Origin of the sequence: Streptomyces sp. NPDC048441, assembly GCF_043200235.1 — a bacterium.
In the GTDB taxonomy this organism is placed as follows: Bacteria; Actinomycetota; Actinomycetes; order Streptomycetales; family Streptomycetaceae; genus Streptomyces.
In genome coordinates this window covers 289,544-302,175 of record NZ_JBICXM010000004.1, presented here as the reverse complement: position 1 = coordinate 302,175, position 12,632 = coordinate 289,544, and the positions used below count along the sequence as shown (strand labels likewise).

Below are 12,632 nucleotides of genomic sequence, written 5' to 3'. Positions count from 1 at the left end.
TCAGGGCGTCGCGCCCACGCTGTTGCCCACGCCGCCGCTGGTCGCCCCGCCGCCGACCGCGCGGATCCCCTTGGTGATCTTGTCCATGTCTGTGAGGGGAGGGGGGCCTTCGCCGTCGGCTCCCCCTTCGCCTTCCCCGGATCCCCCGGACTCCGCGTCGATCGCGAAGCGGACGATCACCATCGCCTCGGACCCGGCGCTGGAGGGGAACGCGAGGGACTGGACGTACCCGCCGGGGCCCGTCTTCGTACGGACCCGCCAGCGCACGTAATAGCCGGAGCGGCCTGCCACCGCGACGGTCCCCGCCTTGACCTTCTGGTGGCTCACGATGCCGTCGAACGGCTCCATGCCGACTCGGTCCTCGTCGTACGCACCGTCCGCCGCTTCCTTGATATCGCCGAGGGCCAGCGCCTTGGGCGAACGCTCGTCGGTCCCCGTAGCCGTGCGCGAGTAGACCGTGCCGTGGCGGCAGAGGCTGCCCTCGCCGGGACAGTCGTAGGTGTCCGGGGTCCGCACGGTCGGGTCGCCGCCGACCGTGCTGTCGGCCTTCTCCCAGCCGTCGGGGACGGGGATCGTGATGCCGTTGAGCTGATCGACGAGGTTGGCGGGGTCGGGGTCGGGCGCCGATGTGGTGGGTGTCGGCGAGGTCGGCGATGAGGTGTCCACCGGCTCCGAGGTGCTCGGCGCGGGAGCGCCCGCCTCCGGGGCGTCATCGTCCTTGCCGAGAATCACGACTCCCGTGACGATGGCCGCGACCAGGACGACCCCGGCCGCCGCCAGCGCGACGGCCTTGGCCCTGCCACCGCCTCCCGAAACCACCGGCTGAGCGGGCGCTCGCCGGTGTTCGGTCCACGCGGACCCGTCCCACCAGCGCTCGACGTGCTGTGCCGGTGGGGCAGACGGGTCCGTGTACCAGCCGGGAGGCGGCGACATGCTCATCCGGGCACTCTAAGACGTGCCCCGAAGATCAGAACACCAAGTCCGCCTGATCAGGCACCACCGAGCCGTCCTCGCGCAGGACCGGGCCCTTGCTGCCGTCCGGTGCGTTGTACGCGGCGGTCGAGCACGGGTAGAGGTCCGGCTTCTGCTTCATGGGCTCGATGAACATGGGGTTCACGACCCAGCGGCCGTCGGCGTTGTCGTACGCACGGCACATGACCTCGTTCTTGTTGCGGTTCAGGACGAGGTGCGCGCCGGTGGCGTCGCCGACGAACGTCACGTCCGTGTCGGCGTCACCGCCGCCGAGCGCGATGCGGTGGGACGGGTCCTGCTTGCCCCAGGCCGACTTGCCCTTGACGCCGTAGATCTCCTGGTTGATCCAGCAGCGCTTGCCGTCGATGTAGGGGATGGCTTCGCCCTGGTTCACGGGTACGTCGCCACAGCCCTGGTTCCAGGTGGTGATCCGCCCCTTGCTGTCGAGGACCGAGCGGATGGCGACGGTGTGCTTCCGGTCGATGCCGATGCCCTTGGACCAGACCTCCGTCACCGGTTCCGAACCCGCCGAGACGATGTAGACGTCGAACCCGGCCTTCTTCAGCGTGCGGATGAGGTCGCGCTGCTGATCGTAATAGCGGGCGTAGCCGGGGATCTCGTGCGTGCCGACGGTCTGGGTGGCGCCGACGGGGGCCGCGAGCACCTGCTTGCGGGCTTTCGCGGCGTACGACTCCAGTTCGGGGACGGTGTGCCCGGCGAACAGCTGGGGCACCCAGGCGTACTGCGGGACGGTGTGCCGGTGGTCCCACTCCCCCGCGAAGGCGGCGGCGCCGCTCATCGTCTTGCCGTCCTCGCGGACTTCGAAGATCTCGTCGGCGCAGGCGGTGTCGGTGGAGGTGGGCAGCGGCGCACCTACGGGCACGTCGGTGCCGCAGGCGGCGGTGAGTGCCTTGTCGGCCTCGTCCGTCATCCACTTGCTGGTGGACTTCCAGCTCGCGGGGCGCAGGATCTTGTCGTGGTGGAGGGACCAGGCGATGGTCGCGTCGGTGATGTCGTTCTTGACGACGGTGTTGTCCCAGTCGAAGGCGGCGACGGGACGCTTCTCGTCGTGCCCTCGCTGGTCGTGACCCGAGTGGGAGCCGCATCGTCCGCGCTCGTCGATCATCTGCTGGAGCTTGGCGCGGTTGTCGCCGTACCAGGTCAGCTTCTTGGAGAGCTGCGGGCAATGAGCTTTCGCAGCGGTGGAGTTCGCGGGCGTGGCGGCGGCCGCGGGGAGCGACGCCGGCGCGGCCACCAGGGTGGCGGCCGTGGCCAGCGTCAACGCCAAGGCATGTCTGTTACGCATGCGCATGGACCGTACATCAATCCCTCGGGTCCGGTCAGGGTCCGTGCACCGTGTCCTTCTGATCGGGGACGATGGACCCGTCCGCGCGGCGCACTGGGGCTTCCTTGCCGTCCCGTTCGGTGTAGCCGGTGCTCGCGCACGGGTACGGCTTCGCGAGCTTGCCCTTCGGCTCGATGAACATGGGGTTCACCAGCCAGCGGCCGTCGCCGTTGTCGTACGCACGGCACATGAGCTCGTTCTTGTTGCGGTTCAGTACGAGCCGCAGGGCCGTGGCGTCGCGCAGGAAGGAGATGTCCGTGTCGGAGTCGCCCGCCGCGAACACCGGGCGGTTGTAGGGAGGTTGGACCTTCTCGGCCGCCGCGCCTCGCACGCCGTAGATCTCCTGGTTGATCCAGCAGCGCTTGCCGTCGATGTACGTGATCATCGAGTCGTCGCCGTCCTTGACGGCGCCGCAGCCCTTCAGACGGGCCGTCAGTTTCCCGTGCGCCGTGACGTTGCGGATACCGATGGTGTGCCGGGTGTCGACGCCGACGCCCTTCGCCCAGACCTCGGCGATGGGCTCGGGCGACGCGGAGACCACGTAGACGTCGAATCCGGCCTTCTTGAGCGTACGGATCAGATCGCGCTGCTGGTCGTAGTAGCGGGCCCAGCCGGTGAACTTGCCGGTGCCCACCCGCTGTTCGGTGCCGATGGGCGCGGCGAGGTTCTCCTTGCGGGCCTCGGCGGCGAAGTCCTTGACCTGGCGGGTGGACCAGCCGCGGGTGAGCTGGGCGAGCCAGGCGTACTGGGGCTCCATGCGGCGGTGATCGAAGCCGTCGAAGGCCGTGGTGCCGTCCGTGGTGGTGCCCTCGCTGTAGACCGAGGCGATCTCGTCGGCGCAGTCCGTGTCGCTGCCGGTGGGCAGCGTCTTCGCGGTGGCGGGGCAGGCCGCGGCGAGGGCCTTGGCCGCCGGGGCGGTGAGATAGCGGCTCGTGGTGTGCCAGTCGGCGTTCAGTGGCGTACGTATCTTGCTGTTCCGCAGGAGCCAGAACATGGTGGCGTCGCCGACGTCGTTCTTGATGACCGTGTTGTCCCAGTCGAAGGTGGCGACGGGCTTGGCCGCGCCCGTGCCCGCGCCCTGATGACCGCCGTCGCCGCAGCGGCCGTACTGGTCCACCATGCGCTGGAGTCTGGCCCTGTTGTCGCCGTACCACCCCTTGGTGATGCTCAGCGTGGGGCACTTCCCGGCGTTCGACGGAGACGGCTGCGTTGCTTCGGCCGTGGCCTGGACACCGAGGAGGCCGGTTCCCGCGACGGCGAGCACGGCGGCCGCGGCGGTGCAGCGGCGCTTGAAGTTCATGTACACACTCCTGTGTCTACGCAGGTCAGCCGGGCGTCGTGCGACGCCCGGCTGACGGGATGATTACTGGAAGATGAACTACACGGGCGTGACGTACGCCCCGGAGATGCCGCCGTCCACGAGGAAGTCCGTGGCGTTGACGAACGAGGAGTCGTCGCTGGCGAGGAACGCCACGGCCGCGGCGAGCTCGTCGGCCTCGGCGAAGCGGCCCACCGGGATGTGGACGAGGCGGCGCGCGGCGCGCTCGGGGTCCTTGGCGAACAGCTCCTGGAGGAGCGGGGTGTTGACCGGACCCGGGCAGAGCGCGTTCACGCGGATGCCCTCGCGGGCGAACTGCACACCGAGCTCGCGGGACATGGCGAGGACGCCGCCCTTGGAGGCCGTGTACGAGATCTGGGAGGTCGCGGCGCCCATCCTCGCCACGAACGACGCGGTGTTGATGATCGAGCCCTTGCCCTGGCGCCGCATGTAGGGGATGGCGGCCTTGCAGCACAGGAAGACGGAGGTGAGGTTGACCTCCTGGACGCGCTTCCAGGCTTCCAGGCCCGTGTCCAGGATGGAGTCGTCGTCGGGCGGCGAGATGCCCGCGTTGTTGAAGGCGATGTCGACCGAGCCATAGGTGTCGTACGCGGTCTTGAAGAGCGCGTCGACCTGCTCGGCGTCCGTGACGTCGACCTTGACGAAGGTCCCGCCGACCGACTCCGCGGCGGCCTTGCCCGCGGTCTCGTCGATGTCGCCGCAGACGACGTGCGCACCCTCGGAGGCCAGGCGGCGCGCGGTGGCGAGGCCGATGCCGCTGCCCGCGCCGGTGATGACGGCGGTGCGGCCCACCAGGCGGCGGCAGATGTTCTGTTCAGTCATGAGTGGCTCAGGCCTCCGAACTTTCCGTGCTGATGAAGACGTTCTTGGTTTCCGTGAAAGCGGCGAGCGCGTCCGGGCCGAGCTCACGGCCGAGTCCGGACTGCTTGTAACCCCCGAACGGGGTCCAGTAGCGCACGCTGGAGTGCGAGTTGACGGACAGATTCCCGGCCCGGACGGCCTGGGAGACCCTCAGCGCCCTACCGACGTCCCGCGTCCAGATCGAGCCGGAGAGCCCGAACTCGGTCGCGTTGGCGAGACGGATCGCGTCGGCCTCGTCCTCGAAGGGGAGGACGACCGCGACGGGACCGAAGACCTCTTCCACGGCCACCGCGGAGTCCGGGCCGACATCCGTGAGCAGCGTCGGCGGGAACCAGAAACCGGGGCCTTCGGGGGCCGTGCCGTGGATTCCGGCGCCTTCCGGAACGTACGAACGCACGCGCTCCAGCTGAGACTTGGAGATCAGCGGACCCATCTGGGTCTTCTCGTCGGACGGGTCACCGACGACGATCGACTCGATCGCGGGCCGGACGATCTCAAGGAAGCGGTCGTACACCGACCGCTGTACGAGGATGCGCGTGCGGGCGCAGCAGTCCTGGCCTGAGTTGTCGAGATACGACATGGGAGTGGCGAGGGCGGCTGCTTCCACGTCCGCGTCGGCGAAGACGATGTTCGGGCTCTTGCCGCCGAGTTCGAGGGTCACGCGCTTCACGCGGTCGGCGCACTTGGCCATGATCTGCTTGCCGACGCGGGTGGAGCCGGTGAACACGATCTTGGCGACGCCGGGGTGCTCGACGAGTGCGTTGCCCGCGATGTCGCCCGCGCCGGGCAGCACCTGGAAGAGACCTTCGGGAAGGCCTGCCTCCAGGGCGAGTTCGGCCAGTCGGAGCGCGGTGAGAGGGGTCGTCTCGGCGGGCTTGAGGATCACCGCGTTGCCCGCCGCGAGCGCAGGAGCCGCGCCCCAGGCGGCGATCGGCATCGGGAAGTTCCAGGGTGCGATGACGCCGACGACCCCGAGGGGTTCGAGGATCGTGACGTTCAGGCCGCCCGGTACAGGGATCTGACGGCCATTCAGTCGCTCCGCTCCCCCGGCCGCGAAGTCGAGGAGATCGCGGACGTTGCCCGCTTCCCAGCGCGCGTTGCCGATGACGTGACCGGCTTCGCGTACCTCCAACTGGGCGAGTTCTTCGACGTGTTCGTCGACGGCCGCGGCGAAGCGGCGCAGCAGCCGGGCACGGTCGGCGGGGGCGGTGGCCGCCCACTCGGCCTGCGCCCTGGTCGCGCGTACGACAGCGGCGTCCACGTCCTGGGGGGTGGCGGCGGGGACAGTCGCGATGACCTCTCCCGTCGCCGGATTCAGTACTTCGAGGTTCTGTACGTCGAGGTTCTGTACGTCGAGCAAGGGTGCCTCACAGACGTTCGAAGGAGCGGCGGAGCTCCCAGTCGGTCACCACGGAGTCGAAGGCGTCCAGTTCGACCCGGGCCATGTTGCTGTAGTGCGCGACCACCTCGTCGCCGAAGGCGGCCTTGGCGATGGCGCTGTTCTCCCAGAGCTCGGCGGCTTCGCGCAGGGTGGTGGGGACGTGGGCGTAGTCGCCGGTGTAGGCGTTGCCCGTGCACTCCTCGGGCAGTTCGAGCTTCTGCTCTATGCCGTGCAGGCCCGCGGCCACGAGTCCGGCGACCGCGAGGTGCGGGTTCACGTCGCCGCCCGGGAGGCGGTTCTCGAAGCGCATCGAGCGGCCGTGGCCGACGACGCGCAGGGCGCAGGTGCGGTTGTCGTAGCCCCAGGCTGCGGCGGTGGGCGCGAAGGATCCCGGCCGGAACCGCTTGTACGAGTTGATGTTGGGCGCATAGAGGAGCGAGAACTCCCTCAGCGCCGCGAGCTGCCCGGCCAGGAAGTGCCGCATGACGGCCGACATGCCGCCGGGACCGTCACCGGCCATGGCGTTGGTACCGTCCGCGTCGGCGAGCGAGAGGTGGATGTGACAGGAGTTGCCCTCGCGCTCGTTGTACTTGGCCATGAAGGTGAGTGAGACACCTTCCTGGGACGCGATCTCCTTGGCGCCGGTCTTGTAGATGGCGTGCTGGTCGCAGGTGACGAGGGCGTCGTCGTAACGGAAGACGATCTCGTGCTGGCCCGGATTGCACTCGCCCTTGGCCGACTCGACGACGAGTCCTGCGGCCGCCATGTCGTTGCGGATGCGGCGCAGGAGCGGCTCGATGCGGCCCGTGCCGAGCACGGAGTAGTCGATGTTGTACTGGTTCGCCGGGGTCAGGGCCTGGTAGCCCGCGTCCCAGGCCTGCTCGTAGGTGTCCTTGAAGACGATGAACTCGAGCTCCGTGCCGACGTTGGCCGTGAAGCCGTGCTCCGCGAGCCGGTCGAGCTGGCGGCGCAGGATCTGGCGCGGGGCGGCCACGACGGGCGTCGCGTCGTTCCAGGCGAGGTCCGCGATGAGCATCGCGGTGCCTTCGTTCCAGGGGACGCGGCGCAGGGTGCTGAGGTCGGGGCGCATGGCGAAGTCGCCGTAGCCGCGGTCCCAGGAGGACATCGCGTATCCGTCGACGGTGTTCATCTCAGTGTCGACGGCCAGGAGGTAGTTGCAGCCCTCCGTGCCGTTCTCCAGGACGTCGTCGAGGAAGAAGGGGGCGGCGAACCGCTTGCCCTGGAGCCGCCCTTGCATATCGGGGAAGGCCAGGACGACAGTGTCGATCTCGCCGCTCGTGACGAGAGCACGCAGCTCCTCGATCCCGAGCGGGGGTGTGCGGTCTGCCACGGGAAAATCCTCCTTGGGTCAGCCGAGAGCCATAAGGTATTGCCGAGAACCATTGATTGGGAAGGGGGTACGGCCAGATGTCGCACACGGATGCCGACGCGACGGCTTCTGCCGCCGGTTCTGCCGCCGACGACCGGCTGACGCCGGTCCTTCGCCCCGTGCGGGCGGGCAACGGTTTCGAGGAGGCCTTGGAGCAGATCCTCCAGGTCGTACGCCTCGGCCTGGTGCCCGGCGGTGAACGTCTGCCGTCGGAGCGGGAGTTGGCCGACCGGCTCGGCATCAGCCGGGTCACGCTGCGCGAGGTTCTGAAGGTGCTCCAGGACCAGGGGCTCGTCGAGTCGCGGCGGGGCCGTTACGGCGGTACGTTCGTCCGTCCGCGCCCCGCAGCGGCGGGCGAGGACGAGCTGCGTCGGCGCGTGGCGGACGTGGACGTCGAGGACGCACTGCGCTTCCGCGAGGTCCTGGAGGTGGGGGCCGCCGGTCTCTGCGCGGCGCACGGCCTGACCGACGAGCAGCGCGACCGGCTGCGCACGGCCCTGGCGCAGACCCACGAGGCGCCCCTCTCCGAGTACCGCCGCCTGGACACCCTCCTGCACCTCACCCTCGCCGAGCTCTGCGGCTCCCCCTCGCTCACCGCGCAGTACGCGGCGGTCCGCGCGACCGTCAACGACCTCCTGGACTGCATCCCCCTGTTGGTACGGAACCTGGAGCATTCGCAGCGCCAGCACACCGCGCTCGTCGAGGCGGTGCTCGACGGGGATGCGGACGGCGCACGGGAAATGATGCGCGAGCACTGCGGCGGCACGGCCGCCTTGCTGCGGGGCTTCCTGACATAAGGGGCGGGGTGAGGGGTGATTAACGGCGGTGTAACGCAGGGGTCTTGATTTCTGGCACCCGGCACGGCAAAGGTATGGATCCGTTCCATTGAGTCACACCGTCACACCGCCGCCCCGTCACCCCGTCACCCCGTCACCCGGCCGCGTTGCCGCCGCCGCATAGGAGCCGAGCCATGACAGTGGAGTCCACCAAGCCGAGCACCGCCGAACCGGCGGACGACTATCTGGAGCGCAGAACACTGCGCCGGGGCAGCGCGGGCTGGCTCCTGCTCACCGGACTCGGCGTCGCGTACGTCGTCTCCGGCGACTTCTCGGGCTGGAACTTCGGCCTCGCCGAGGGTGGCTTCGGCGGCCTCGGGATCGCCATGGCGCTCATGGGCGTGATGTACACGTGCATGGTCTTCTCGCTGGCCGAACTGTCGTCGGTCCTGCCCACCGCGGGCGGCGGCTACGGCTTCGCACGCCGGGCGCTCGGCCCCTGGGGCGGCTTCCTGACCGGCACGGCGATCCTCATCGAGTACATCCTGGCGCCGGCCGCCATCTCCATCTTCATCGGCGACTACGTCGAATCGCTCGGCCTCTTCGGCCTGACATCGGGCTGGCCGGTCTACCTGGCGTGCTTCGTGATCTTCATCGGCATCCATCTCTGGGGTGTCGGCGAGGCGCTGCGCTTCAGCTTCGTCGTGACCGGCATCGCGGTGGCGGCGCTGCTCGTCTTCGCGGTCGGCGCGTTCATGGACTTCGATGCGTCGAAGCTGAACGACATCCCGGTCGATGCCTCGGCCTTCGGGTCCAACTCCTGGCTTCCGATGGGCCTGTTGGGCATCTGGGCGGCGTTCCCGTTCGGCATGTGGTTCTTCCTGGGGGTGGAAGGTGTCCCCCTGGCGGCGGAGGAAACGAAGGACCCGGCCCGCACACTGCCGCGCGCGATCCGCTGGTCGATGGCCATCCTCGTCGTCCTCGCGCTCCTCACGTTCTTCGCCTCGGCCGGCGCGCGCGGCGCGAACGCCATCCAGGAGGCGGGCAATCCGCTGGTGGCGGCCCTGCAGCCGGGCGGCAAGGCGACGGCACTCAGCCGCATCGTCAACTACGCGGGCCTCGCTGGCCTGGTGGCCTCGTTCTTCTCGCTGATCTACGCGGGCTCGCGCCAGCTCTTCGCCCTCTCACGCGCGGGCTACCTCCCCCGCTTCCTCTCCTTGACGAGCACCCGCAAGGCGCCCTACCTGGGCCTCCTGGTCCCCGGAGCGATCGGTTTCGGCCTGGCGGCGGCCACCGGGGACGGCGCCAGGATGCTGAACGTCGCGGTGTTCGGCGCCACGATCTCGTACGCCCTGATGTCGCTCTCGCACATCGTGCTGCGCCGCAGGGAGCCGGACCTCGAACGGCCGTACCGCACGCCGGGCGGCATGTTGACATCATCGGTGGCTCTGGTCCTTGCCTGTGCGGCACTGGTCGCGACGTTTCTGGTGGACGTGACGGCGGCGCTCATCGCGCTCGCGGTATACGTGGTGGCGATCGCGTACTTCGGCTTCTACAGCCGGAAGAGGCTCGTGGCACGGGCGCCGGAGGAGGAGTTCGCGGCGCTGGCCGCCGCGGAGGCGGAACTGGAACGCGACTGAGATACATGAGGGAGAGCGGAGTGAACGTGAGCGGCAGGCCGCTGATCGGCGTCAGCACGTACCTGGAGTCGAAGACGAGCTGGGGCGTATGGGAACTGCCGGCGGCGCTGCTGCCCGCGGGCTACCCGCGCCTCGTACAGGCGGCGGGCGGTCTCACCGCGATGCTCCCGCCGGACGATCCTTCGTACGCCGATGCTGTCGTCGCCCGTCTCGACGGCGTGGTCATCGCGGGCGGCCCCGATGTCGAGCCGGTCCGCTACGGCGCCGAGCGCGAGGAGCGGACGGGCCCGCCCGCCCGGGAGCGGGACGCGTGGGAACTCGCCCTGATCGGGGCGGCGTTGACCTCCGGAACGCCCCTGCTCGGCATCTGCCGGGGGATGCAGCTCCTCAACGTGGCGCTCGGTGGGACGCTGGTGCAGCACATGGAGGGGCATGTCGAGGCGATCGGGGTCTTCGGTACGCACGAGGTGAGGCCGGTGCCGGGGACGCTGTACGAGTCGATCGCACCGGAGACATCCGTGGGCGTCCCCACCTATCACCACCAGGCGGTGGATCGCCTGGGCGAGGGTCTGCTCGTATCGGCGCACGCGGCGGACGGCACGATCGAGGCCGTCGAACTTCCGGCGGATTCCTGGACGTTGGGTGTCCAGTGGCACCCGGAGATGGGCGAGGACACGCGCGTCATGGCGGCCCTGGTCAGCCGAGCCGCTTCCTGAGCCAGTCGACGGCGGCGACACCCTGGGCGTACTGGAAGGCGCGGAGGGTCGGCAGTCCTGGCGGGGCGGGCTGGAGGGCGTTGCGTACGAAGGATCCAGCGAGCGCGGCGAGGGTGGCGGTCACGCCGTCCGGATCGGCGTCGCGGCTCACCCGGTGGGCGGTGAACACCGCCTCCGGGTCCGGTCCGCCCTGGGCGCGCGCGCACGGCAGCATGAGGAGCAGGTCGAACCAGGGGGCGGCGAGGACGGCGTGCGGCCAGTCGACGAAGACGACGCGTTCTTCGGCGCGTTCGTCGACTCCGGCGTCTTCGGCACCGTCGCCGGTGAGCAGCATGTTGTCGGCACGCAGATCGCCGTGGGCGAGGGTATTGCCTACGGCGAACTCGGCCCAGGGGGCGGCGAGTTCGGCGAGCGCGTGGAGATTGCGCCGGGCCCACGGGTCCAAGACGTCCGGATGCGTATGCGCGACGCCCGCCTCGATCAGTCGCTGCCAGCCGCGGAAGGACACCGCGTCGGCGACGGACCGCGCGTCGATGGGGGATGGGGTCAGCAGCGACGCGAGCTCGCCGACAGCGTCAAGAACACGCTCGAACTCCTCTCCCCGCCACGGCACTTGGGGATGTCGCCCGTCGATGTCCTCGAAGGCGAGGGCGACCCAGGTGCCGTCGTCGTAGGAAGTGAGAAGCCGGGGTGCGGGCACGGAGTCGGGCAGGGCGGCCGCGTTGTGGGCCTCGGCGCGGTGCAGGTCCGGGCTGCTCGGGTTGGTCCCGGCACTGACCGCCTTCACGAAGACGCGCCGCCCGTCGGAGAGCCGCAACCGTGCGGCCACACCGGGCGAGAACCCTCCGGACTGGGTGACCGCCTCGGTCACGGCCGCGCCGAAGCGCTCCTCCAGGGCGCCACGGACCGCGGCCGGGAGCTGATGCCACGGGGTGCGGAGCCCGGTGGCGGGAGGTGCGACAGGGGTCATGCGCTTCATGGTCGCGCGGCGCACGCTTCGGCCGCCAGCCGATTAGGGCGCTTCTGATGGATCTCCGTGGGAGAAGGAGCGGCGTTCGGTGCGTGCGCTGGGGGTCCCCCTGCTCGAAGAGCTTGGGGGAGTGCGGTGTGAAGGGTCATGTGGCGGAGCCACCTGTCCCTTCGCGCCGTGCGTTGAGGGTGCGTGCCGGGCGTCGCGACGCCGCGGAGATCCATCAGAAGCGCCCTAGTGGGGCGGCGCCCCCGCCCGAGTGAGCGAAAGCAGGTCCCGCGCCGGGCCTGTGGGACGGTGGCCCGTGGGCCAGACCGCTCGCAGCGAGCGGCTGAGGCGTACGTTCTCCAGCGGGATCTCGACCAGGCGGCGCGCGGCGAGTTCCTCGCCCACAGCGAGCTCGCTCAGGACCGCGGGCCCCGCGCCGTTGACCGCCGAGGCCTTCACCGCGGTGGTGGACGAGAGCTCGATCAACGGGCGCGCGAGACCACCGAGGGCCGCGTCGAGTACCTGCCGGGTCCCCGAGCCCTCCTCCCGGAGAATCAATGGCGTAGCCGCCAACTCCCCCGCGGCCAGCGGCTTCCGGCGCCGCGCCCACGGGTGGTCCGGCGCCGTCACGACGATCAGACGGTCGTGCGCGATGACGGCCGCGTCGAGCCCGCTCGGCACCGCGAGGCCCTCGACGAAGCCGAGGTCCGCATCGCCTGCGAGGAGCCGCTCGGCGACCGCGGTCGAGTTTCCGGCCGTGAGGGACACCGCCGTGTCGGGCCGCTGCGTCCGCAGCGCGATCAGCCAGCCCGGCAGCAGATACTCGGCGATCGTCATACTCGCCGCGACCCGCAACCGCGAGTCCCGCCGGTCCCGCAGCGCCTGCGCGCCCACGTCGAACGCCTCCGCCGCCTCCACGATCCGCCGCGCCCAGTCCGTGACGAGGGCCCCCGCGTCCGTGAGCCGCGAGCCCCGCGGCGACCGGTCGACCAGGCCGACCCCGAGCTGCCGCTCCATCGACCGGATCCGGCTGCTCGCGGCGGGCTGCGTGATGCCGAGCTCCTTGGCGGCCCGCCCCAGACTGCCGAGCCGCGCCACGGCGAGCAGCAGTTCCAGCGCTCCGAGGTCCGGCACGCGATGGGCGAGCGGCGCCCCGGGCGACGTATCGGACACACCGTTCACACCGCTCACACCGCTCACACCGCTCACACCGGCGGAACCAGCAGAAGACGTACTCATAAGCCCAGGTTATGC

At 70.1% G+C, this 12,632-nt stretch carries 11 protein-coding genes; 3 read left to right on the top strand and 8 right to left on the bottom strand.

The window, feature by feature from the left end; translation table 11 throughout:
• The 6 genes from ACGFSB_RS12495 to ACGFSB_RS12470 form a co-directional block, all read right to left on the bottom strand.
• On the bottom strand, positions 1 to 939 hold the full coding sequence (locus ACGFSB_RS12495; protein ID WP_393397637.1) for a DUF2510 domain-containing protein: 939 nt from the start codon (positions 937 to 939) through the stop codon (positions 1 to 3).
• Between the two features lie 28 nt (positions 940 to 967).
• Positions 968 to 2,278: a haloacid dehalogenase-like hydrolase gene (locus ACGFSB_RS12490; protein WP_393397635.1), complete on the bottom strand. Its 1,311-nt coding sequence runs from the start codon at positions 2,276 to 2,278 to the stop codon at positions 968 to 970.
• 34 nt (positions 2,279 to 2,312) lie between these two features.
• Positions 2,313 to 3,617: an HAD family hydrolase gene (locus ACGFSB_RS12485; protein ID WP_393397633.1), complete on the bottom strand. Its 1,305-nt coding sequence runs from the start codon at positions 3,615 to 3,617 to the stop codon at positions 2,313 to 2,315.
• A gap of 78 nt (positions 3,618 to 3,695) precedes the next feature.
• Complete coding sequence (locus tag ACGFSB_RS12480) at positions 3,696 to 4,478, bottom strand: 3-oxoacyl-ACP reductase (RefSeq protein ID WP_393397631.1); 783 nt, start codon at positions 4,476 to 4,478, stop codon at positions 3,696 to 3,698.
• Positions 4,479 to 4,485: 7 nt separating this feature from the next.
• Positions 4,486 to 5,877, bottom strand: a complete 1,392-nt coding sequence (locus tag ACGFSB_RS12475; RefSeq protein WP_393397629.1) for an aldehyde dehydrogenase family protein — start codon at positions 5,875 to 5,877, stop codon at positions 4,486 to 4,488.
• A gap of 7 nt (positions 5,878 to 5,884) precedes the next feature.
• Positions 5,885 to 7,249, bottom strand: a complete 1,365-nt coding sequence (locus ACGFSB_RS12470) for a glutamine synthetase family protein (RefSeq protein ID WP_393397627.1) — start codon at positions 7,247 to 7,249, stop codon at positions 5,885 to 5,887.
• Between the two features lie 77 nt (positions 7,250 to 7,326).
• Between ACGFSB_RS12470 and ACGFSB_RS12465 the strand changes: the two genes are divergently transcribed.
• From ACGFSB_RS12465 to ACGFSB_RS12455, 3 genes are all read left to right on the top strand, one after another.
• A complete protein-coding gene (locus tag ACGFSB_RS12465; protein WP_393397625.1) occupies positions 7,327 to 8,085 on the top strand; it encodes a FadR/GntR family transcriptional regulator in 759 nt (252 codons plus the stop codon).
• Between the two features lie 173 nt (positions 8,086 to 8,258).
• Positions 8,259 to 9,704, top strand: coding sequence for an ethanolamine permease (eat, locus tag ACGFSB_RS12460; RefSeq protein ID WP_393397623.1), 1,446 nt, complete (start codon positions 8,259 to 8,261; stop codon positions 9,702 to 9,704).
• 5 nt (positions 9,705 to 9,709) lie between these two features.
• Positions 9,710 to 10,420, top strand: a complete 711-nt coding sequence (locus ACGFSB_RS12455; protein WP_393397621.1) for a gamma-glutamyl-gamma-aminobutyrate hydrolase family protein — start codon at positions 9,710 to 9,712, stop codon at positions 10,418 to 10,420.
• On the opposite strand, the gene ACGFSB_RS12450 is transcribed toward ACGFSB_RS12455, so the two are convergent.
• Together ACGFSB_RS12450 and ACGFSB_RS12445 are read right to left on the bottom strand one after the other, a co-directional pair.
• A complete protein-coding gene (locus ACGFSB_RS12450; protein WP_393397619.1) occupies positions 10,401 to 11,390 on the bottom strand; it encodes a phosphotransferase family protein in 990 nt (329 codons plus the stop codon). The genes ACGFSB_RS12455 and ACGFSB_RS12450 overlap by 20 nt on opposite strands.
• A gap of 234 nt (positions 11,391 to 11,624) precedes the next feature.
• Positions 11,625 to 12,617, bottom strand: coding sequence for a LysR family transcriptional regulator (locus ACGFSB_RS12445; RefSeq protein ID WP_393397617.1), 993 nt, complete (start codon positions 12,615 to 12,617; stop codon positions 11,625 to 11,627).
• Positions 12,618 to 12,632 lie beyond the last annotated feature (15 nt).